Annotated in this window: 18 protein-coding genes; 11 read left to right on the top strand and 7 right to left on the bottom strand. The window is 62.6% G+C overall.

From position 1 onward, the window contains the following. Nucleotides 1-46: 46 nt before the first annotated feature. The 3 genes from AC1DQ3_RS27775 to AC1DQ3_RS27765 are packed head-to-tail and all read left to right on the top strand — an operon-like array spanning nt 47 to nt 3,314. Complete coding sequence (locus AC1DQ3_RS27775; protein WP_477123368.1) at nt 47-925, top strand: Bug family tripartite tricarboxylate transporter substrate binding protein; 879 nt, start codon at nt 47-49, stop codon at nt 923-925. 28 nt (nt 926-953) lie between these two features. Further along, nucleotides 954-2,510, top strand: a complete 1,557-nt coding sequence (locus AC1DQ3_RS27770) for a M81 family metallopeptidase (RefSeq protein WP_477123367.1) — start codon at nt 954-956, stop codon at nt 2,508-2,510. A 48-nt stretch (nt 2,511-2,558) separates the two neighbouring features. Beyond that, a complete protein-coding gene (locus AC1DQ3_RS27765; protein WP_477123366.1) occupies nt 2,559-3,314 on the top strand; it encodes a sulfite exporter TauE/SafE family protein in 756 nt (251 codons plus the stop codon). 50 nt (nt 3,315-3,364) lie between these two features. On the opposite strand, the gene AC1DQ3_RS27760 is transcribed toward AC1DQ3_RS27765, so the two are convergent. Beyond that, nucleotides 3,365-4,267, bottom strand: a complete 903-nt coding sequence (locus tag AC1DQ3_RS27760; RefSeq protein ID WP_477123365.1) for a LysR family transcriptional regulator — start codon at nt 4,265-4,267, stop codon at nt 3,365-3,367. 167 nt (nt 4,268-4,434) lie between these two features. Here AC1DQ3_RS27760 and AC1DQ3_RS27755 point away from each other — a divergent pair, with 167 nt between their 5' ends. Both AC1DQ3_RS27755 and AC1DQ3_RS27750 read left to right on the top strand, forming a co-directional pair. Continuing rightward, nucleotides 4,435-5,430, top strand: a complete 996-nt coding sequence (locus AC1DQ3_RS27755) for an aldo/keto reductase (RefSeq protein ID WP_477123364.1) — start codon at nt 4,435-4,437, stop codon at nt 5,428-5,430. 75 nt (nt 5,431-5,505) lie between these two features. After that, complete coding sequence (locus AC1DQ3_RS27750; protein ID WP_477123363.1) at nt 5,506-6,399, top strand: NAD(P)-dependent oxidoreductase; 894 nt, start codon at nt 5,506-5,508, stop codon at nt 6,397-6,399. 91 nt (nt 6,400-6,490) lie between these two features. Here AC1DQ3_RS27750 and AC1DQ3_RS27745 read toward each other — a convergent pair whose 3' ends face one another. Beyond that, nucleotides 6,491-7,435: a COG4280 domain-containing protein gene (locus tag AC1DQ3_RS27745; protein ID WP_477123362.1), complete on the bottom strand. Its 945-nt coding sequence runs from the start codon at nt 7,433-7,435 to the stop codon at nt 6,491-6,493. A gap of 355 nt (nt 7,436-7,790) precedes the next feature. Between AC1DQ3_RS27745 and AC1DQ3_RS27740 the strand changes: the two genes are divergently transcribed. From AC1DQ3_RS27740 to AC1DQ3_RS27720, 5 genes are all read left to right on the top strand, one after another. After that, nucleotides 7,791-9,017 carry an efflux RND transporter periplasmic adaptor subunit gene (locus AC1DQ3_RS27740; protein ID WP_477123361.1) on the top strand — a complete coding sequence of 409 codons (1,227 nt, stop codon included), beginning with the start codon at nt 7,791-7,793 and terminating at the stop codon, nt 9,015-9,017. 14 nt (nt 9,018-9,031) lie between these two features. Continuing rightward, a complete protein-coding gene (locus AC1DQ3_RS27735; protein ID WP_477123360.1) occupies nt 9,032-12,196 on the top strand; it encodes an efflux RND transporter permease subunit in 3,165 nt (1,054 codons plus the stop codon). Between the two features lies 1 nt (nt 12,197). Beyond that, the gene (locus AC1DQ3_RS27730) at nt 12,198-13,694 is read left to right on the top strand and encodes an efflux transporter outer membrane subunit (protein ID WP_477123359.1); all 1,497 of its coding nucleotides are present in this window, start codon (nt 12,198-12,200) and stop codon (nt 13,692-13,694) included. Nucleotides 13,695-13,907: 213 nt separating this feature from the next. Continuing rightward, on the top strand, nt 13,908-14,588 hold the full coding sequence (locus tag AC1DQ3_RS27725; protein ID WP_477123358.1) for a winged helix-turn-helix domain-containing protein: 681 nt from the start codon (nt 13,908-13,910) through the stop codon (nt 14,586-14,588). Further along, complete coding sequence (locus AC1DQ3_RS27720; RefSeq protein WP_477123357.1) at nt 14,581-15,942, top strand: sensor histidine kinase; 1,362 nt, start codon at nt 14,581-14,583, stop codon at nt 15,940-15,942. Before AC1DQ3_RS27725 ends, AC1DQ3_RS27720 begins: the two co-directional genes overlap by 8 nt. A gap of 185 nt (nt 15,943-16,127) precedes the next feature. Here the strand turns inward: AC1DQ3_RS27720 and AC1DQ3_RS27715 are convergent, their stop codons facing one another. The 5 genes from AC1DQ3_RS27715 to AC1DQ3_RS27695 all read right to left on the bottom strand — a co-directional run bounded on the left by AC1DQ3_RS27715 (nt 16,128) and on the right by AC1DQ3_RS27695 (nt 20,835). After that, nucleotides 16,128-16,991 (bottom strand): YciI family protein, encoded by an 864-nt coding sequence (locus tag AC1DQ3_RS27715; RefSeq protein WP_477123356.1) that lies wholly within the window; start codon nt 16,989-16,991, stop codon nt 16,128-16,130. Between the two features lie 272 nt (nt 16,992-17,263). Further along, nucleotides 17,264-17,785, bottom strand: coding sequence for a fumarylacetoacetate hydrolase family protein (locus tag AC1DQ3_RS27710; protein WP_477123355.1), 522 nt, complete (start codon nt 17,783-17,785; stop codon nt 17,264-17,266). 156 nt (nt 17,786-17,941) lie between these two features. Further along, on the bottom strand, nt 17,942-19,219 hold the full coding sequence (locus AC1DQ3_RS27705) for an MFS transporter (protein WP_477123354.1): 1,278 nt from the start codon (nt 19,217-19,219) through the stop codon (nt 17,942-17,944). Between the two features lie 80 nt (nt 19,220-19,299). Next, nucleotides 19,300-20,355 (bottom strand): beta-keto acid cleavage family enzyme, encoded by a 1,056-nt coding sequence (locus tag AC1DQ3_RS27700; RefSeq protein WP_477123353.1) that lies wholly within the window; start codon nt 20,353-20,355, stop codon nt 19,300-19,302. Nucleotides 20,356-20,415: 60 nt separating this feature from the next. Continuing rightward, nucleotides 20,416-20,835 (bottom strand): carboxymuconolactone decarboxylase family protein, encoded by a 420-nt coding sequence (locus tag AC1DQ3_RS27695; RefSeq protein ID WP_477123352.1) that lies wholly within the window; start codon nt 20,833-20,835, stop codon nt 20,416-20,418. A 142-nt stretch (nt 20,836-20,977) separates the two neighbouring features. Here AC1DQ3_RS27695 and AC1DQ3_RS27690 point away from each other — a divergent pair, with 142 nt between their 5' ends. Continuing rightward, nucleotides 20,978-22,039: an AraC family transcriptional regulator gene (locus tag AC1DQ3_RS27690; RefSeq protein WP_477123351.1), complete on the top strand. Its 1,062-nt coding sequence runs from the start codon at nt 20,978-20,980 to the stop codon at nt 22,037-22,039. The last annotated feature ends 254 nt before the right edge of the window (nt 22,040-22,293 follow it).

The following is a 22,293-nucleotide window of genomic DNA, read 5'->3' as shown; positions in this document are numbered from 1 at the left end:
GTCCGTCCAGGCGGCGGAGGACCCATGGCCCCATAAGCCAGTCACCGTGATCGTCCCCTCTGCTGCCGGTGGATCGGGCGACGTACTGAGCCGTATCGTCCTGAGTCACCTCGCGAGAGCGACCAACGCCAATTTCGTCGTCGACAATCGCCCGGGCGCCGCAGGCAACATCGGCATGGCGATGGTCAAGCGCGCCGCGCCGGACGGGTACACGATTGGCTATGGCAATATCAACACCCTGGCCGTCAACCCCGGCCTGTTCAGCAAGCTTCCCTATGATCCGCAAAGGGACTTTGTGCCCGTGGGCCGCATGTTCTCGATCTACAACCTGCTCGTGGTTCGTGGCGACTCCCCGATCAAGAACGTCGCCGAACTGATTGCGCTGGCCAAGAAGGAGCCCGGCAAGCTGTCATATGCCGCGGCCGGTACCGGCAGCAGTGGCCACATGGGCGGCGAGTTGTTCAAGAAGATGGCCGGCATCGATGTGTTGTTCATCCCGTACAACGGTGACCCGCCGTCCCTCACCGACCTCGCCGGTGGCCGGCTTGACTACACGTTTACCAATGCCTCGGTCGCATGGCCGCTAGTCAAGAGCGGCAAGCTGCGCGCGCTGGCGATCACCAGCCGCGAGCGTAATTCACTGTATCCCGATCTGCCGACCCTGGACGAGTCCGGCCTGAAAGGCTACGAGAACGTCTCGTGGGGCGGTCTGGTATTTCCCAAGGGGACACCACAGCCGATCGTTGACCGGGTTAGCGCTGCGCTGGAGAAAGTGCTGAAGAGCGACGCCTTGCGCAAGGAACTGGCCGACGCCAACGCATCGGCAGGCACCGGCACCCGCGAAGAGTTCGTGCGATTCATCGCCAGCGAGCAGAAAAAATGGGCCAGCCTCATCGAAACCGCGCATATCCCAAAACAGAACTAAGCATCCAGAACCGAGCATCCCGACGACCATGTCCAGCCCCCGCATTGCAATCCTAGGCTTTGCTATCGAATCGAACCGGTTTGCCCCGGTTTCCACGCGCGCCGATTTCATGGACCGCGCTTACCTGGCCGGCGACGCGTTGCTGGCGGATGCCCGCGGTCCCGCACCTGCCATGACGCCGGAGATCCCCGCCTTCGTCCGGCGCATGGATGCCAGCGGTGCATGGACCCCCGTGCCGATCCTGTTCGCCAACGCAGAATCGGGTGGCCCCGTGGATCACGCTTTCTTCGCTGAGACGCTGGCAATCTTCGAGCAGGGACTACGTGCCGCCTTGCCGTTGGACGCGGTCTACATCTGCGAACATGGCGCCGCCATTACCACCGAGGAGGATGACCCGGACGGGCTCGTCTTCGAAATGGCGCGGTCCATCGTTGGCCCCCTGGTGCCCATCGTAGCCACCGTCGATCTGCATGCGAATGTGTCAGACCGGATGGTCGACAACGTCGATACGCTCATTTCCTATCGCCGCAATCCCCATACCGACATGGCCGAACGGGGGACGGACGCGGCCGAAGTGCTGATGGAACTGCTGCGAGGCATGCGCGTGACCGTGGCGCACGTTCGCATGCCCGTTTGCGCACCGCCGACGCAGTTGTTGACCGCGCCAGGCACTGGGCCGTACGCGGACATGATCCAGGCGGCAGAAGCATTGGATGATCCACGCATCGTCAATATTTCGGCCCTGGGCGGATTCGTCTTCGGGGACACACCAAAGAATGGCATGACGGTGATCGTTTCGACCCGGAACGATGCAGGGTTCGCGCAACGGACGGCCTTGGACCTGCTCACGCCGGCATGGGCAGGGCGGGCCGCCTTCACGCCCGTGTTGGTGCCGCTGGAGCAAGCCGTGGCCCTGGCCAGGGCGGCCGGCGGCGATCCTTCGCTGCCCGCGGTACTCCTGGCCGATGTGGCCGACAACCCCGGCGGCGGCGGGCGCGGCAACACGCCATTCCTCCTGCAGGCGCTGTTGGAAGGGGACGTCAGCGACGCCATCCTGGGCGTCGTCACGGACCCGTCACTGAGCGCTGAAGCGCATGCGCTTGGCGTCGGTGCCTCTTTCACCGCCCGCTTCAATCGCGCGGAAACCGCCACGTACTCCGAACCGTTCAGCGCGGCTGCTACAGTGCTGCGCTTGCATTCGGGCAAAGGGGTCGGGCGCCGGGGCCAGTTGGCCGGCTGCAGCTTCAACCTGGGCTCCTCGGCTTTGCTGCAGGTTGGAGGTGTGCAGGTGGTGGTGATCAGCAACCGTCATCAATGCCACGAGCCCATGTTCTTCGAAATGTTCGGCATCGACATCGCGGCCGCGCGCACTGTGGTGGTGAAGTCGCGCGGCCATTTCCGCGCCGCGTTCGACGAATTTTTCAAGCCGGAGCAGATACTCAGCGTGGATGCCCCCGGGCTGACATCGCCGGTATTGTCCCGTTTCGACTTCCAGCGTCTGCCCCGACCCGTCGTCCCCATTGATGCCATGACGGAATGGACGCCGCGCGTGCGCCTGTTGTCCAAGCCGCGCGGCTTGGTGTGATGCTGGCTATCACGGCTTTGACTCCCCGATAAGGATAGGTCTTTACGCATGGATGCAGTGATCTTGGTTGTGGCAATTGGCGCTATTGTTGCGGGCTTCGTTCAAGGGCTGTCTGGCTTCGCCTTTGGTCTCACTGCAATGTCATTCTGGGCCTGGTCGCTGGATCCTAAACTGGCCGCGGCAATGGCCGTTTTTGGAGCGTTGACGGGGCAGATCATTGCCGCGGTAACCATGCGCCGAGGATTGAAGCTGGGTAAGCTGTTGCCTTTCCTGGTCGGCGGCCTGGTGGGCATACCGATTGGCGTCGCGATTCTTCCAGCGCTCGACCTTCAACTCTTCAAGGCTCTCCTGGGTACGTTCCTGGTGCTGTGGTGCCCGACGATGCTTGTCGCACGAAACCTGCCGGCAATCATGGCGGGTGGGAGGTTAGCCGACGGGATCGTGGGTGGCCTCGGGGGGGTCATGGGCGGCATCGGGGGCTTCACCGGCACAATCCCTACACTGTGGTGCACGTTGCGGGGATTCGACAAGGATGAACAGCGTGCAATCATTCAGAATTTCAATCTCGCCCTGCTGCTTGTGACGATGGCCATCTACGTGGAAAAGGGAATCGTGACACGTGAAATGCTGCCGATGTTTGCAATCGTCGGGCCGGCGATGCTGATTCCCACTCTCCTGGGCGCGCGTCTGTATGTTGGCATTTCGGAGGCAACGTTCCGCAAGATTGTGTTGAGCCTGCTCGCGGCCTCCGGGGTCGCGTTGCTGGCATCGTCCGCTCCACATTTGCTTCAGCGTTTGGCGTAGGGATGCTTTAGGGAAGGGCACTCTCCCGCGCTTCCAACGCTCATGTGTTGTCACGTGTTCGCCGAGCGGATCATGTCGATCAGTTGACGCAGGCCGGGCAGCGTCTGCCGCCGGCTCGGGTAGTACATCACCATGGGCGGACCGGCGACCGACCATTCCGGCAGCACCACTTCAAGCCGACCGGCCGCGATGTCGTCGGCGACGCGGCGTTCGAGGCAGTACGCGAGCCCGACACCGTTTAGCGCGGCATCGACGACCGTGTCGGATTCGTTCGCACTCATTGAGCCAGGCACGTCGAGTTCGAGCGCCTGCGGGCCATGGCCGAGTTCCCACCGATACAGCGAGTTGTCGCCGATGCGCATCCGGATGCACGAGTGGCACATCAGGTCGTCTGGCTTGCCTGGCCGTCCGCGCCGCGCCAGGTATGCTGGAGATCCCACTACCACCCAGCGCAACGGTGGCGTCAGAGGCACTGCGATCATGTCACCTGCGACCGTGTCGCCGTAGCGGATGCCGGCATCGAAGCCGTCGGCAATGATGTCGATCAGGCGATCGTCGACCGTGATGTCGAGCTGGATGTCAGGATACGCATCGAGGAATGCTGGCAGGATCGGGCCGATCAGCAGACGTGAGCCATCGCGCGGCACATTGATTCGCAATCGGCCGACCGGCGATGTGCGGTAGCGTTCGAGATGATCGATTGCTGCTCCGATAGTCTCAAAGCCCTTTTCGAGCTGTTCTGCCAGTGCGCTGCCGGCCGCAGTCGGCAGCACCGAGCGACTGGTTCGGTTGAGCAGCTTCACGCCGAGCCTGGTTTCGAGTTTGCGCATCGTGTGGCTCAGCGCCGACGTCGACACACCCAATTCGACAGCCGATTGCCGGAAGCTGCGCCGGCGGCAGATGGTGAGGAAAACATTCAGATCCGCAAGTTCGGAACGCGTGAAAGCTGGCATGGGAGACCGGAGTGGGGAAGGGGCAAGAGGGAAGGGGGCGGGGCCGCTTATGTCAATGGAGCGTTGAATTCAACTCAACGAGATATGAGTTAGATTCTACGCGTGCAGGGCGGCGGGAGATGGCAGGCCGACGCCCCGGAGCCAACCACCGAATGGAGTGATTGAACATGAACGTCGAGACGACACATATTGAAGGCATCCCGATCCCGGTATCGCGCATCGGATTGGGCACCTGGGCGATAGGCGGCTGGATGTGGGGCGGAACTGACGACGATGCGTCCGTGGCGACGATCCGCAACGCGCTCGATCAGGGCATCAATTTGATCGACACCGCACCGGTCTATGGCTTCGGCCATTCCGAAGAGGTGGTTGGCAAGGCGCTGACCGGCATGCGCGAGCGTGCGGTGATCGCGACCAAGGTTGCGCTCGAATGGGGCGATGGCGGGGTGCGGCGCAACGCGACACCGGCGCGTATCCGACGGGAAATAGAGGATTCATTGCGCCGGTTGCGCACCGACTACATTGACCTGTATCAGGTGCACTGGCCGGACACACTGGTGCCATTCGCGGAAACCGCGGCCGAACTGGAAAAACTCCGCGCCGAAGGCAAGATACTCGCCATCGGCGTCAGCAACTATTCGCCCCGGCAGATGGACGCGTTTTCGGCGGCCACGCCGCTCGCGGCAGTCCAGCCTCCATACAACCTGTTCGAGCGCGCGATCGAAGCTGACGTACTGCCGTATGCGCGCGAGCATGGACTTGCCGTGCTGGCTTATGGTGCGCTTTGCCGTGGCCTGCTGTCCGGGCGAATGAACCCGTCCACAACGTTCGACGGCGATGACCTGCGCAAGGTGGACCCGAAGTTCCACCAGCCGCGTTTCGCGCAGTACCTGGCGGCCGTCGATGCGCTCGCAGTGCTGGCTCGCGAGCGCCATGGCAAATCGGTGCTGGCGTTGGCGATCCGCTGGATTCTCGACCAGGGACCGACCATTGCGCTGTGGGGTGCGCGTCGTCCGGACCAGTTGCGCGGCATCGACGACGCGTTTGGATGGGTATTGAGCGCGCAGGACAAGGCCGATATCGATGCGTTGCTCGCACAGCATGTGACGGATCCAGTCGGTCCGGATTTCATGGCACCGCCCGCACGGCGACTTGAAACCTGAAGTCAACCACCAAATCCATCGGGCAGCGGTCTGAGCGCTGCCTTGTCAGCCTGGTTCATCATTCGGAGTTTCATCATGCAGATTGGTTTCATAGGGCTTGGCTCAATGGGCGGCGCGATTGCCATGAACCTTGTCGAGGACGGGCACGAGGTGCACGTTTTCAACCGCAGCCTTGCACGTACCGAACCGCTTCGCAAGGCTGGTGCCACGGTCGCGGAAAGTCCCGCGCAGGCTGCGTATCTGGCAGACGTCGTGTTTTCAATGGTAGCCGACGATGCCGCATTCACCTCGGTTACGTTTGGCGAGAGGGGGATCCTCGCGGGCTTGAAACCGGGCGCGCTGCACATCTCGCTGAGCACGATTGGCGTGGCCACCGCACAGGATTTCACCGTGCTGCATCGGGAAGCCGGGTTGGGATTCGTTTCGGCGCCGGTGTTTGGCCGGCCCGACGCAGCGGCGGCGCGCAAACTCTTCATCATGGCCGCGGGCACGGACGAACATCTGAGCGTTGCGGTGCCACTACTTCAACAGTTGGGGCAGTCCGTCGGTATCGTTGGTGCCGATCCGTCGCAGGCGAACCTTGTGAAGCTGATCGGCAATTTCATGCTGTCCGTCATCATCGAGACGCTGGGCGAAGCATGCGCGGTGGCGGCCAAGGCCGGAATCGACCCGACGGGCTTCGTTGACCTGCTGACGAACTCAATCTTCAACGTGCCGCCGTACAAGATCTATGGGCCGATGATCGCGTCGCAGCGGTTCCAGCCGGCGGGCTTTGCACTCCCTCTCGGCCAGAAGGACAATCGCCTGATGCTGGCGGCCGCCGAAGCGCTTGGCGTTCCGCTGCCGCTCGCGAGCCTCGTTCACGATCGCTTCCTTGCTGTGCGCTCACAAGGCATTGGCGCCGAGCACGACTGGTCTGCACTTGCGCTTTGCGCATTGACCGAAGCAGGGCTGCGCAAGCAGGTTTAGCGTTCCATCGAAGCGTAGCTTCGTCAGGCGAGGTGCTGCCCGCTCGCGCAGCGCTTCATTGAGGAGGCACAACGATGCATCCGGTCGCTGCTCAGGCGCGCGCACGGCGGACAGCGCTGGCCGCGAGCAGCGCCGTCAGTCCCGCCGCGAACAGCGGTCCCTCCGCCTCGGCAGCGACAGCATGCATTGCTCCGATTTCCCACGCTGCCAGCACCCAGAGGACCACGCCGATCGCAAGCCAGCCGTCGTCCACGAAGAGTCCCACCAGTTCCCCGGCTACTTTCGCGAGTCGGCCTTGAGCGGGCGGACGAGCCGAGGCTGCCGCGCTTGGCAATGCAGGGGACGTGTTACGCAAATGCCTGCAGAGGCGAACCATGCCCAGCGCGCCGACGAGGAAGGCGCCGATAAGCGCCAGGATTGCCCAATCTTCGCCCGGCCACGACACGTTGATGCCCTCGCCCACCCAGAAGGTCCCGAAAGCGGCGAGCATGACCCCAACGCCAAACTTGAGGGCATTTTCCGGAACCTTGGCCAGCGGCCGATGCAGCCAGAACCCGAGCGCCACAACGAACAGCAAGGCAAGGCCAGCGCCAATCGACGCAGGCAGGATCATTCGCCCGCTCGCACCAATCGCAATGACGATGAAGACCACCTCGATCCCTTCCAGCATCACGATCTTGAATGCGGTCGCGAACGCCACCGCATCGATCGCCCTGCCGGATGGCCTGCCTTGCCGCCGCAAGGCTTCGGTTTCCCGGGCGAACGCCTGCGCTTCGTCGTGCAGCGGCAAGATGCCTGCTGCCCGCAGCACTGCCTTGCGTAGCCAGCGCAGACCGAAGAGCAGCAGCATGGTGCCGACGACCAGTTGGGCCACCGGCAGCGGAATCCTGGCGAGCGCGGGGCCTAGTGCTACGACCAATAGCGTCAGAGCGGCTAGCGAGGCTGCTGTTCCCAGCAGCGCCGAACGCCAGCCGCGGACGACGCCGATTGCCAGCACGATGGTGAGCGCCTCCACGAACTCGACCATGGAGGCCATGAACGCCGCGAGTATCGAAGGGCCTGCCGAAGTCCATTGCATCATGTTCCTCTCCTATCTTTCGGGGAACCACGGCAGTGGATTCTAGTGAGCGCAGGGCCCGGAAACGCTGTCAATTCAATTACGGATTTGTCATCCAAGGCAACCGTGGCCGGGACTATCATCCACGGCCTTCCCGGTTGTCAGCCGATCTGGCGCACCGTTCGCCCCGGAACGCCCATCCCGCCTTCAACGCACCGCAATCCGCTCACTCGTTCCGTCAAACATTAACAACTGTTAACCAATCCCCAACCCGGCTTTAACTCGCGCACGTGCAAAGTGCAACTGCCGCTCTTCACAAACTGAGGTTCGAGTCATGTCTCTTCGCAAAACACATCGGCGCTGCGCCTGTCTTGCTGCCACGCTGGCAGGGCTCTCGCTCGCGGGTTGCGGTCCCGCAAAGCGCGCGAGTTCGGTGCCACCGGCTCCGGAAGTCACCGTGGTCACCGTCAAGCGGACCAGCGTTCCGGTCTCGGTGGAACTCCCGGGCCGCACCTCCGCCTACCTCATTGCGCAGGTCCGTGCGCGCGTTGATGGCATCGTACAAAAGCGTAGCTTCCAGGAAGGCACTGACGTCAAGGCGAACCAACCGCTGTACCAGATCGATCCGGCACCGTATCGCGCGGCTTTGGATAGCGCGGAGGCGACGCTGCAAAAGGCGGAAGCGAATCTCGCCATGACGACGGCGCAGGCGGACCGTTACAAGGTCCTTATTGCCGGCAACGCCGTCAGCAAACAGGCTTACGACAATGCGGTCGCTGCCCAGAGCCAGGCCGCCGCCGATGTCGCGGGCGGCAAGGCGGCAGTTACGCTCGCAAAGCTCAACCTGGGATACACCGACGTCGTATCGCCGATTGCGGGTCGCAGTGGCATTTCGCAGGTCACCCAGGGCGCCTACGTGCAAGCAAGCGCGGCAACGTTGCTGACCACCGTGCAGCAGATCGATCCGATCTATGTCGACCTGAACCAGGCAAGCGTCGCCGGGTTGCAGCTTCGTCGCGACGTGAACAGTGGCCAGGTAAAGCTGAACGGCCTGGACCAGCCCAAGGTAACGCTCACGATGGAGGACGGCACGCAGTACCCGATCAGCGGTACGCTCCAGTTCAGCGGCATTACCGTCGACCCGGCCACCGGCTCGGTGACAGTACGCGCGCTCTTCCCGAATCCAAATCATGTCCTTCTGCCGGGCATGTTCGTGCGCGCCCGCGTCGAGCAGGGCGTGAATGATAACGCGCTTCTCGTCCCCGTTCCCGGCGTTGGCCACAACCCGCAGGGCCAGGCCACCACCCTTGTGGTCGGTCCCGACAGCAAGGTCGTGCAACGCACGATTCAGACGCAGACCATGCTGGGCGACAAGTGGGTAGTCACCGGCGGTTTGAACGAGGGCGATCGGATCATCGTGGCCGGCGGCCGGAACGCGCAGCCCGGGAAGCTGGTGCACGCGGTAGAGGCGCCGAGCCGCACGGCGCAGGCCGTTGCAGGTGCGGACACGGGTGGCGCTTCAGCGACGCCGCAAGCGCCTCGGCTTGCGCAAGCAAAATAAGGGCGGGCTTCGCAATGGCAAAATTCTTCATTGACCGGCCGATCTTCGCGATCGTCCTCTCCATCCTCATCATGCTGGCAGGCGCATTGGCGCTCCAGGCGCTGCCGATCGAGCAGTTTCCCCCGGTTGCGCCGCCTTCGGTACAGATCAGTACCACGTATCCGGGCGCCTCGGCGACGACAGTGCAGAACACCGTGGTCCAGGTGATCGAACAGCAGATGAGCGGGATCGACAACTTGCTTTACATGTCATCGACCAGCGACGATACCGGCCAGTCGACCACCACGCTCACGTTCGCCAGCGGAACAGACCCGAACATCGCACAGGTCCAGGTGCAGAACAAGCTGCAGCTGGCGGTGCCATTGCTGCCGGCTCAGGTCCAGCAGTCGGGGGTCCGCGTCACCAAGTCTACTAACGCGTTCCTGATGGTGATCGGCTTTGTGTCGGCCGACAATAGCATGAACAAGTTCGACATCGCGAACTATGTCGTCTCCAATGTGCAGGATCCGATCAGCCGAATCAATGGCGTCGGTAACATGAACGTCTTCGGCACGCAGTACGCGATGCGGATCTGGCTCGATCCGACCAAGCTCAATAGCTACTCGCTTACCCCGATCGACGTCACTACGGCGCTGCAAAGCCAGAACGTGCAGATCTCCGCCGGCCAGCTCGGCGGTACGCCGGCCGTGCAGAATCAGCAGTTGAGCGCAACGATTACGGAATCAACGCTGCTGAGCACGAGCGAGGATTTTGGCAACGTCCTGCTCAAGGTCCTGCCGGACGGTTCCCAGGTACGGTTGCGGGATGTCGCGCGCATCAATCTCGGCGCGGAGAGCTTTAACGTCGACAACAAGTACAGTGGCCAGCCGGCATCCGGCATTGGTATCCAGCTGGCGCCAGGGGGAAACGCGCTGGTCACGGCCGCCGCGATACGAGCACGCATCAAGGAACTGGAGCCGTATTTCCCGCACGGGCTGACGGTGGTCTACCCGAACGACGTCACGCCTTTTGTCAAGGTCTCCATCGATGATGTTGTCAAGACCCTGCTGGAAGGCATCGCCCTGGTCTTCCTGGTGATGTACTTGTTCCTGCAGAATATCCGCGCCACGTTGATTCCGTCGATCACCGTGCCGGTGGTGTTGCTGGGCACGTTTGGCGTGATGTCGGCACTTGGCTTCACGATCAATACGCTGTCGATGTTCGGCATGGTGCTTGCAATCGGCCTGTTGGTGGACGATGCCATCGTGGTGGTGGAAAACGTCGAGCGCGTGATGCACGAGGAAGGGCTGTCCCCCCTGGAGGCAACCCGCAAGGCGATGGGACAGATCAGCGGTGCGCTGATCGGCGTGGCCATGGTGCTGTGCGCGGTGTTCGTGCCGGTAGCGTTCTCCAGCGGCACGGTCGGCGGGATTTACCGCGAGTTCTCGCTCACCATCGTTTCATCGATGCTCCTGTCGGTGTTCGTCGCGCTTTCGCTCACGCCCGCATTGTGCGCAATGCTCCTGAAGCCGCCGCGCGAGGACCATGGCGAGAAGAAAGGATTCTTCGGGTGGTTCAACCGCACCTTCGACAAGGGGCGGGACCAGTATGTGCATGGTGTGCGCCATGTCGCCGCCCGGTCCGGACGTTGGCTGCTCATCTACGCGGCGGTGGTGGGGGCCGTGGGCGTGATGTTCGTCCGCCTGCCTACGTCGTTCCTGCCGAACGAGGATCAGGGCTTTATGTTCGTCCAGGTCCAGACGCCGCCAGGCGCCACGCAGGCGCGCACCGGTGCGGTACTCGACGAGGTGAGCAACTATCTGCTGAAGGACGAAGCGGCCATGGTCGAGGCTACGTTCATGGTGAACGGCTTCAACAACGCAGGACGCGGTCAGAGCCAAGGTCAGTTGTTCGTACGCTTCAAGGACTGGAGCCAGCGGACCAGTCCCGACCTGACCGCCAATGCGCTCTCCGAGCGCATCATCAAGCGTTACGCCTCGAACAAGGATGCCACCATCTTTCCCGTCAGCCCACCGCCGATCCGAGGCTTGGGCGTGGCTGCCGGCTTTGATTTTGAGCTGGAAGACCGCGGCGGCCTTGGTCACGCCGCGCTGGTCAAGGCCCGAGACCGGCTCCTTGCCCTGGCGAATCAGGATCCGGACCTCGCACAGGTACGCTTTAGCGGGCAAGATGACAATCCCACATTCAAGGTCAAAATCGATCGTGAGAAAGCCGCCGCCCTCGGCGTCAGCGTAAGCGACGTCGATCAGACCTTCTCGACGGCCTGGGGCTCGCGCTATGTCAACAACTTCCTCGATACCGACGGCCGCATCAAGAAGGTGTACGTGCAAGCCGACGCCCCTTATCGGATGAACCCGGACGACCTGAACCTGCTCTATGTGCGCAACAGCGGCGGTACCATGGTTCCGTTCTCCACTTTCGCCACGTCGGCATGGACATACGGCCCGCCTATCCTGCAGCGCTACAACGGCGTCGAAGCCATGGAGATCCAGGGCCAGGCAGCACCGGGAAAAAGCTCCGGGCAGGCAATGCTGGCCATGGAACGGCTGGCGAAGCAACTGCCCCCGGGCGTCGGCTTCGAGTGGACGGGTACCTCATTGCAGCAACAGCAGACAAGCTCGCAAGCGCCGCTTCTGTACGGCCTATCGATCCTCGTGGTGTTCCTGAGCCTCGCCGCCTTGTATGAAAGCTGGACGATTCCGGTCTCCGTCATCATGGTGGTGCCGTTCGGGATCCTGGGCGCGCTCGGTGCCACCTCATGGATGGGTTTGTCCAACGACGTGTACTTCCAGGTTGGCCTGCTCACCACAATCGGTTTGTCGGCAAAGAATGCGATCCTGGTCGTCGAGTTTGCGCGTGAGCGTCATGCGCAAGGGCTCACCGCGCTCCAGGCGGCAATCGAAGCGGCACACATGCGGATGAGGCCGATCGTGATGACCTCGATGGCCTTCGTGCTGGGCGTGCTGCCACTTGCGCTGGCGCACGGTGCAGGCTCGGCCAGCCAGAACGCGATCGGCACCGGCGTGATAGGCGGGATGTTGACCGCCACGTTCGTGGCGACGTTCATGATCCCGATGTTCTATGTCGTGATCAGCAACAAGCTGGCCAGGAAGAAGCAACCGTCCGCGCCGGCAGCGCCCTCGACGGCCACCCCCGACCCTACCGCGGGAGGACATTGAAATGAAGCTATACAGATGTGCCGCCGGTGCGGTACTCATGACCCTTGCGGCCGGCTGCTCGCTGCAGCCGGTATACCAGCGGCCGGCAGCCCCGGTGGCTACGGCGTTTCCCGCGGGCGCGGCCTACAAGGCCCCGTCGGTCGGTGCGGGCAGCACAACGCTGCCGGCCGCGGATATCGGCTGGCGCAATTTCCTCCCTGATCCTCGCCTGCAGCGGCTGGTCGAACTCGCACTGGTGAACAACCGCGACTTGCGCGTCGCGGTGCTGAACGTGGAAAAAGTCCAGGCGCAATACCGGATCGAGCGCGCGGCATTGTATCCACAGGTAAGCGCCGGCGCGAGCGCTTCGACCAGGAGCGCGTCAACAGGCGGCTCGACCGGCAATGCGAATGGCTCTGCCAACTATTCGGTGGGTCTCTCCGCCTCCTGGGAGATTGACTTCTTCGGCCGCCTTCGAAGCCTGACGGATGCGGCGCTCGAACAGTACCTGGCGAGCGCGCACGCGCGTCAGGCTGCGGAGATCCTGCTGGTGTCCCAGATCGCCGACCAGTACCTCACCACGCTGGCGTATGACGAGCAACTCGCGGTGACGCAGAGTACCTTGACGACCGCGCAGGCGGCATACAAGATCGTCAAACTGCAGTTCGACACAGGCACCGCCTCGGAGCTTGATTTACGCCTGTCGCAGACTACCGTGGAACAGGCGCAGGCCAACTACGCCGCCCAGATCCGGTTGCGCGCGCAGGCCGAGAATGCGCTGGTATTGCTGGTCGGCGAGCCGTTGCCGCCCGACCTGCCTCCTCCCGTAAGGCTGGACGTCCAGCCGATCCTCGCCGACATACCGGCCGGACTGCCTTCGGACCTGCTGGAGCGCCGTCCGGACATCCTGGAGGCCGAAGCCGTCCTGCGTTCAGAAAATGCGGACATCGGCGCTGCACGTGCGGCATTCTTTCCGCGCATCTCATTAACAGGGGCTCTCGGCACGGCGAGTGCGACACTCGGCGGCTTGTTCGCAGCGGGATCCAGTGCATGGTCCTTCATCCCGTCGCTGGTCATGCCGATCTTCACCGCTGGCGCGAATCAAGCCAACCTGGATGTCGCGACGCTGCAGAAGGACATCGGCATCGCGCAATACGAGAAGGCGGTCCAGACCGCCTTCCGCGAGGTTTCCGACGGGCTTGCGGCGCGCGGGACCTACAACGATCAGTTGGCAGCGCAACAGCGCTATACCGATGTCCAGCAGCGTCGGCTGGAACTGGCAAACATGCTGTATACGAGCGGGACCGACAGCTATCTGAGCGTACTGACCGCGCAGACCGACTTGTACAACGCACAGCTGGCGTTGGTCACGACACGCCTGAACCGCCTGACCAGTCTGGTCGACCTGTACCGCTCGCTCGGCGGCGGCTGGATCCAGCGCACCGGCGACGAGCCACGGCCGGCCGACACCGCGACGGCAAGCGCAACGGCGGGTTCACCGTCCCCGACTGTGCTTTGACATGGGCCACCATCGAAACGATGCGCAGCGCATCAGCGTCCGCGGCACGGCGAAAGTGCTGCTCTGTCCCCTCCTGGGCGACGATTTGCGTCTGGATGGCCGCGTGCTGGCAACGGAATGGCGCTGTGGCTAATATTTCCCCAGACAATGCGTGGATAGGGGATGCCGCGCGAGAGCGGCTTCTCGCAATCCAACTGTTGAGCCGGATTCATCATGAAACTATTGATTGTCGAGGACAACGAGCGTGTCGCCCAATATCTGAAGAAGGGACTGGGTGAAGCGGGGCATACGGTGGATCACGCCGACAACGGGCGCGACGGCATGTTCCTCGCTGCGAGCGAGCCTTACGATGCGATCATCATGGATCGCATGCTCCCCGGCGGTATCGACGGCCTCGGGATCATCGAGGCGTTGCGCAGGACCGGCAGCAAGGTACCGATCCTGATCCTCAGCGCCCTTTCCGATGTCGATGATCGCATTCGTGGTCTCAAGAGCGGCGGTGACGACTATCTTGTCAAGCCATTTGCCTTCGGCGAGCTCCTGGCACGGCTCGACGCGCTCCTGCGGCGTTCGCAGGACGGTCGCGCGGAGACAACGCTGACGCTGGATGACCTGTCCATGGATCTGCTGTCCCACAAGGTAACGCGCGCGGGCAAGACCGTCGCGCTGCAACCGCGCGAATTCAAGCTGCTCGAATACCTGATGCGCCATGCCAACCAGGTGGTGACGCGGACCATGCTGCTTGAGAACGTATGGGACTATCATTTCGACCCACAGACGAATGTCGTTGACGTCCACGTCAGCAAACTACGCCAGAAGATCGATGTCGGCAGCGCGCGGCAATTGCTGCGGACCATTCGCAATGCCGGCTACATGCTGACGGCCGATGAGTAAGCTTCTGCGTTTTTCAGCGCTCAATCTGGCGCTCGGCTATGTCGCGGTGAGCCTGGTTGCGCTCGCCCTGTTCGCCACACCGCTCTGGTATGCCTGGAGCAACACGATCGAGCAAAGCAGAACCGAGGCGCTGCAGGCGGAAGCGCGGAACATGATGGATCTTTTTGCCAGGGATGGCGCCGTTGCCCTTGCAGCAGCAATCGAAACACGGGTGGACGGGCAACTCGAAGACGTGGAGAACACGATCATCCTGTTCGCTGATCCGACATGGGCGAAGCGTGCCGGCAATCTACCCGCATGGCCGCGCGAGGTTTCCGCATCGACAGGGACGCAGGTAGCGTCAATTGATGTAGGAGGACATGTGGTCAGAACCGTGCTGTTGCATCAGGCCCTTCCCGGTGGCTATCACCTGTTGTTGGGGCGCGACGTCAGTCGGTTTGAGAAACTCGAAATGTTGTTCCTGTATGGACTGGTGGGCGCTGCCAGCATCGTTTTGCTGCTTGGCGTAGCAGGGGGAGCGCTGGTTCGTCGCACGATACTTTCCAAGGTCCACGCCATCAACCAGACGGCTTCCGCCATCATGCATGGAAATCTCACGCACCGTTTGCCGGCTTATGGCGGTGAGAACGAGCTCAACACGCTCGTGGAGACCGAAAACCGCATGCTGGATCAAATCGAGCACCTGTTCGAGGGCATCCGCAACGTGTCCAATGCTATCGCGCATGACCTGCGCACACCGTTGGCGGAGCTGCGTTACCGCCTGGAGGAACTGTCGGTGACCCGGCCTCGCCCGGAACAGACCTTCGCCGAGATCGAAGGCGCAATCGCGGACGTAGACCGCGTTATTGCCATCTTCAATGCCCTCCTGCGCCTGGCGGAGATCGACTCCGGCATGCGCCGCTCCGGCTTCATAGAAGTGGATGCAACGACGGTAGCAGGCGAAGCCGCCGAGTTCTACCAACCCGTGGCAGAACTGAAGGGGGTCGCGCTTTCTTTCGCGTCCTCCGGGCCACTGGCGCTGTCCGGCGATCCCCTGCTGCTGGCGCAGGCGGTCGGGAACCTGATCGACAACGCGCTGAAGTATGCTCAGGAAAATGGGACGGTCACCGTCGAGACGTCGCGCCGCCCGGACGGGGCAATCGTGATTGCCGTGTCGGACGACGGGCCCGGCATCCCCGACGAAGAGAAGCCGAAAGTCCTCGAACGCTTCTACCGCGGCGACGCAAGCCGCAGTACGCCGGGTGTGGGATTGGGGCTGAGTCTCGTGGCCGCCGTCGCCAGGCAGCACGGCGGCGCGCTCGAATTGACCGACAATCATCCTGGGTTGAGGGCGACGCTGATCCTGTTTTCGTAGGGCGGCCGGCCACTTGGTTGGCTCTGGCGTTTGGCAGCGCGTGGTCGATTCAAGACGGTTTTTCTCTCGTTTCGCACCTTTCCTGGCGCGCTTTGCGCGCTCAGGATGGTGCTGCCGCCTGCTGCAGCGCACGGGAAGCCGATCACCCGCGGCAGGGTGCGGCGCGCTCGCCGGGAGTATGCGCTTCAACGTCTCTCGATCAATCCCTCGTTCAACCCGAACAGCCGCAACTCCGAAAGCGCGTATGTTTCGTACACGCCCTGGGCGAGGTACGGGTCCTCTGATACCAGCGCCATCGCTTCGTCTTTCGACTGCGCCTGATAAATGAGCAGCGCGCCCGAGTCGTCTGCGAAAGGACCAGCCATGATTAGCGCGCCTTTCGCCCTGATTGACTGTGTATACGACCGGTGCGCCGGCCTCACCCGCAAGACGTGCGAGTGGTCGGAAACATATTTCGCGTAATTGACATAAATTCGCGCGGCGTGCGCGTCCGGTTCGACTGGCGTGGCGCCGGATGCACGCGGTGCTTTGGGCGGAGCACGCCGATCCGCCGGGACGAGCGAGGCAGCAAGCGACTTGACGTTGATGTTGCGGCTGAGCACGGCCCACTCCGTCAGGCGATAGTCCGCAATCGCACCTTGCCGAACAAACGGATCGCTTTGCACTAACGTCTCGGCTTCCTGTTTCGACTTAACCTGATAAATGAGCAGGACGCCGCGGACCCGCCCGTCGTCGTCGAGCAGCGGACCGCCCATCACTAGCCGGTCGTGGTCGCGAAGCGCATCCGCATAAGCAAAATGTTCGGCTCGGGACGCGTTCACTCTGTCCTGGTCCTTGACGTACATCGCATAGTTCACGATTTTTATTGAGCCAGGATCTCCTGAGAGGACTTCGGAAAGCGAAGGAAGCGTAGATGCCGGCCCTTGCACGGCAGCGTCTTTGGAGGGCGAGGACTCTGCCATGGCCGAGGGCATGTCGGCAAGCGCGAGGCTTGCGACGCCTGCGGCGGCGGATACGAGGAAGCGGCGGCGTGACTGATCTTGTGACACGTTGTGTTGTCCTTGAGTTGGCGTACGGGTATGGCTCCTGCTGTCTCTCCGTCGCTCATGCTGTTCTCACGAAACCGATTGAAGCGGTGTCAGTATAAAACCTATTGAACTGGTGTCAAGTCGCTGTCGCCTGGACGCGTCAGAAGCGGGGCGTGTCCTTGCCCGCCGAGAAATTGCGAGGTGTGGCACGCGGTCGATAAGCGTCGCAGCCATGACTTCATGGCCGAACACACGAACACATAGCCCCATGCGGCCGATGACGTCGATGACGCTTATGCGATCGTGAACGCGAACTCGCCAATGTTCTCGATCCACTGCTTGACGACATCGCCCGGCTTCAGGAAGTCCATGTTCGGCATGCCGACTCCGGCCGGCGTACCCGTCTGGACAACGTCGCCCGGCAGGAGCGTGACGCGCGAGGACAGATGGGAGAGCTGGTCGGCGATGTCGAACAGCATCTGCCTGGTGTTGGAATCCTGCTTGAGCCTGCCGTTGACCCACAGTTTCATGCTCAGGTTCATCGGGTCGTCGATGAATTGCGCAGGTGTGATGGCCGGGCCCATCGGGCAGGAGCCGTCGAATGACTTCTGGCCGATCCAGTCATAGCGGAAAGGCGAGGTCTCTGCCACTTCGGGGCGGAAGATGTGGTCGCGAGCGGACAGGTCGTTGGCGACGGTATAGCCAGCTACATGGTCAAGCGCTTTGTCCCGCGACACATCCTTTGCAGGCTTGCGGACCGCGTCGCCGACTTCCACGCACACAATGTGGAAGCGCATGCCCAGGCGAACCGACATCGACGGTTTGGCGTGACGGCGGCACTCCAGGCCGAGGAACTCCTCGCAGGCACATTCGCGGGAAGGAAGCGGAATTTGTCACGTTTGCGGGCGTTCCAGCGCCGGTGACGAGGGCGACGCACCCTTCGAGATTCCGACGTTGGTCTTGCAGGTTCATTACCGCACGGGTTGTAAGATTTCCATTGCCGCGGCTCGCTGCTTGCATAAGGCGCGCGCGGCGAGTGCGAAGAACAGCGCTGAGCTGATCGCAAGCACGTCGCTGGCGATCAGGACGTTGCCCAGGGGGGCGGCGACCCCCGTCGTGGAAAAGTAGTCGGCGGCCATACCCACGACCACATTGCCAATGGCGATTGCGAACACATTGATCGACAGCATCGTGAAGCCGGAGATCGTCGAACGCATCTTCTGCGGCGTCATGTTCGCGATAGCCGCATTGGCCGGTMCATACAGCGCCAGCGGCAGGAAGAATCCGGCGCACATGCCGATGTAGAACAACGGCGAATGCGGCGCCACCAACCGGTAAGCGATCATCGGCGGCGCGCAGACGGCAATGAGCAGGACCATCACGGTCGCGTGGCCGCCCGGCAGCCTGCCGGCAAGGCGATCGCCGATCACGCCGCCTGCTATCGAGCCAAGCGTGCCAAATACCAGTTGCAGCACGCCGATCCTGGTGGCGATGCCGGCCGCGTCCATGCCGCGCTCGTTGACGAGCCACAACTGGGTGAAGGCCAGGCTGGCGAAAACCAGGTGTGCCAGGACAAAGCCGACGATCGTGAAGCGCAGCGCGCGATTGCCCCCCACGATGCGCAGGACCGCAAGCACCTGCGGCAGGAAGGCGGCGCCGCGTTCCTGCGGTGCGAGCCGGCTGCGATCTTCCTTTAGCATCGCCAGCGGCAAGGCGATGGCGACGCCCACGGTGCCCAGTACATAGAACGTGGTCCGCCAGCTCTGCGTGGCGCCCAGGGTGCCGGCCAGCAGGAAGCTGCAGCCGATTCCCATCGGGATGCCCATGAAGAACAGCCCCATAGCCGTGCCCCGCCTCTTCTCGGAGAAGAGTTCAGCCAGCAGGGCCACCGCGGCAGGCACCAGCGCGGCCTCGCCGCTGGCGACGAAAAAGCGCGCGACGACCATCTGCTCGAAGCTCTGGGCGTGCCCGGAGGCCCAGGTGCAGAGACTCCAGATCAGTACGCCGGCCGCGACGACGCGGGTACGGCTGAAGCGGTCCGCCAGGGTTCCCATGAACAAGGCCATGAAGCCGAAGCTCAGGACCCAGACCGCGCCAACAAGGAATCCGTATTGCGCATTGCTGATCGCCAGATCCTTGATGATCTGCGGCGAGAATCCCATCAGCATGTTGCGGTCGACGTGCGCCAGCAGATGGATCACCAGCAGGGACGCCAGAACGGCGGAGGGGCTTTTTTTCCAGAACATCATCTGTCTCCAGGACTGGGGGGCTTGCGTCGCAAGCGAGACGGAATGCAGTACGCTGCCGCGTTCCGCCTCGTGACGCTCTATCAGGCAGCCTTACGTACCGCCGCGTCGCGCTGGACGGGCGTCCGGTTCGGCACCATGCCCAGGTGCTTCAGCGTCTCGTCGACCGAACCCCATTGGGTGCCGATCCGATAGATGCGGTGGGCATCTTCGCCGCTGGCGATATCGCGGTTGAGTTCGCGCGCAATGCGGACCATCTTCTCGATCTGTTGTTCCGAGGTCGCGCGTTCGCCGTCCGGGCCGAACAGCGTGTCCTCGATGCCGACGCGCACATGCATGCCCAGCGCGATGGCCATGGTGTTCATCGGGACCACGTTGCGGTTCAGTGTTTCCAGCGTGAGCACGGCGCCATCGGGCGTGCGGCGCGCGAACTCCAGCATGTCGGCCGGATGCAGGCCGGCCGCGCCGCCGCCGATCGCCACGTAGTTGAGGATCAGCGGGCCAGTGTAGACACCGCGGCGGATCAGGCGCTGGACCGTTTCCAGTTGCGTGAGGTTGCCCAGCATGAAGTGCGGCTGGATGCCGTTGGCGACCAGGCGCCTGATGTGCTCGACGTGCCACGAGGGGTTGGACGGCACGACCATGTCGCGGTAAGCAGCCTGCAGCGCCGGATTGGTCAGCGAGGTGCCGGCGATATCGGCTTCGGTGATCAACTCCATCACGTTCATCTGGTTGGTGTTGATCGCGACGGTCACCTGATCAGGCCGCGGATTCAGTTCGGCCAACATGTGGCGCATGTCGTCATTGAGCCACTTGGCGGCCTGGCCCTCGTCTTCCGGCGCGAATGAAATCGAGCCGCCGACCTGCAGAATCATCTTCGGCACGGCTTCGCGCAGAAGGGAAAGCATCTCGTTGAACTTGGACAGGCGCTTGCTGCCCTTGCCATCTTCCTCGCGGACATGCACGTGCAGTACGGTCGCGCCTGCGTTGTAGCAGTCGACGGCTTTCTGGATTTGCTCGTCCATCGTGACCGGGATATCGTCCGAATCGCCAGGGATCCATTGCGGCCCGTAGGGCGCGACCTGGATCACGAGTTTTTCCTGGTTTTCAGGCAGCAGGGAATCGTCTAGGAAATGCATTTTTGTCTTCCTCTTTGATGGAGTTGGTGGAGTTGGTGGCGGTGGGGCTGGGCTGGTTGATCACGCGACAGCCTGGGCGCCGGCCGTTTTCGCCCGCTCGATGGCCGCCAGTTCTTCAAGCAGGATCGGCGCGCCGAGGCTGCTTGAGTGAATGCCGAGGACGCTCACCGCTTGCAGGACCGCCGCAATTTCCTCCTTGGTAGCGCCCAGTTCGAGCGCCTTGCGGATGTGGCGGCGTGTGCCGGGCGCATACATGTGGGTGCAGGATGCATCGACCGCTATCGCGAGGAATTCCAGGGTCTTGGGCTCAAGCACACCCGACACCACGGGGTGCATGCCCATCACCATGAATTTCTCGGCCCAGGCGGGGTCGAGTGCGGCACAAGCGTCCCAGGCGGGATTCCAGTTCCCGCTAGCCCGCAACTGATCGCAGACAGGTGTAGCACTGCGCTCGATCTCGCTGCTCTTCTCACTACTCATGATTGGTCTCCTTCGAATCGTTGCGTCGCTTTACGCGCGTGGGCCATACCAATGCCACGCCTGAAGTATCGCGCGTTGGCTGGACGCTATTTGACCGAATACGACATACGATTTACTATTTACGACAGCAGGAGAAATGCCGATGCCCTATCTGTTGCGCAGCGCCAGCCTCACCAACTATGTCGAAGTCGCGCGCTTCGCGGGCCTGGATGCGCATCGGCAATTGCGTGCGGCCCGGATTAGCCAATCCGCATTGCTAGACCCCGACATCAGGATTCCCGCAGAGGCAGTCAGTCGCCTGCTGGAAGCATCGGCGCATGCGGCAGGTGTCGAAGATTTTGGTTTGCGAATGGCCGAGACGCGCCAGCTTTCCAACCTGGGGCCACTGGCATTGGCAATGCAACAGGAATCCACGTTGCGCTGCGCGCTCGAATCCATGGCACGCTACCTGCGTCTGCAGAACGAGGCGATTGCCATGCGTATCGAGGAAATGGACGGCTTCGTCTTGATCAGGCAGGAGGCACTGATCGGGCTTGCCGGATCACTGCGCCAATCGACCGAGCTCGTGGTTGGCGTCCTGTACCGTGTGCTGACACGCGTTCTCGGCCAGAGATGGAAGCCTCGCAGCATCTGCTTCACGCATGCCGCGCCGGCAAGCACGGCAACGCACCGGCGCGTATTTGGCATGCCGGTACTCTTCAACCAGGAGTTCGACGGCATTATCTGCCTGGCATCGGATCTGGAAGCCCCGTTGCCCTCCTACGATCCGGCCATGGCGCGGCAGGCGCGGCAATACCTCGACACGATGCTTGTCCAGTCAGACGCCACCATGCCCGACAAGGTAAGGAAGCTGGTCATCGCCCTCCTGCCATCGGGCACCTGCTCGATTGAGCGGGTAGCGCAACATCTGGGCATGGACGTCCGCACCGTGCAACGCCACCTCGCCCTGCACGATGAAGGCTACACCGGGATCGTCAACGCCGTGCGAGTCGACCTGGTGGGGCGGTATATCGAGAATCGTGAACGCCCGCTTTCGGAAGTTGCAACGCTGCTCGGTTTCGCGTCCCTGAGCGCCTTCTCGCGCTGGTTCTCTGGTCACTTTGGCTGCAGCGTTTCAAAGTGGAGAGCTGGCAAGGGAGCCCCCCATATCGCCGAATTCGCCGAAAGCCCAAAGAACAGGGTCTCCAAGGGAGCACTCCCCTGAGACTCGCCAAGTGACGAGGGGTATGGCAGCAAGTCGGCGTTCACGCGCATGCCGCGAACGTTCAACAGCTACCGCCACCAGGCGCCATTAGCTTCGCGTTTTCCCTAGCAGCCCCGAAATGTCAATTGAGCGCCCCGGATTATCAAAGCGCTCCACATCATTGCCGGATACTTATTGCATGCGAGCGCGTTTCCCTGGAGCCGTGGCTCCGCGGAGGAAGCCGCAAGACTTCCCGCAGGACTGCGTCCTGCACA

The organism is Cupriavidus sp. 01T418, from assembly GCF_056398885.1.
Note: the sequence above shows the minus strand (reverse complement) of the source record. Positions and strands in the feature narration are given on the sequence as shown.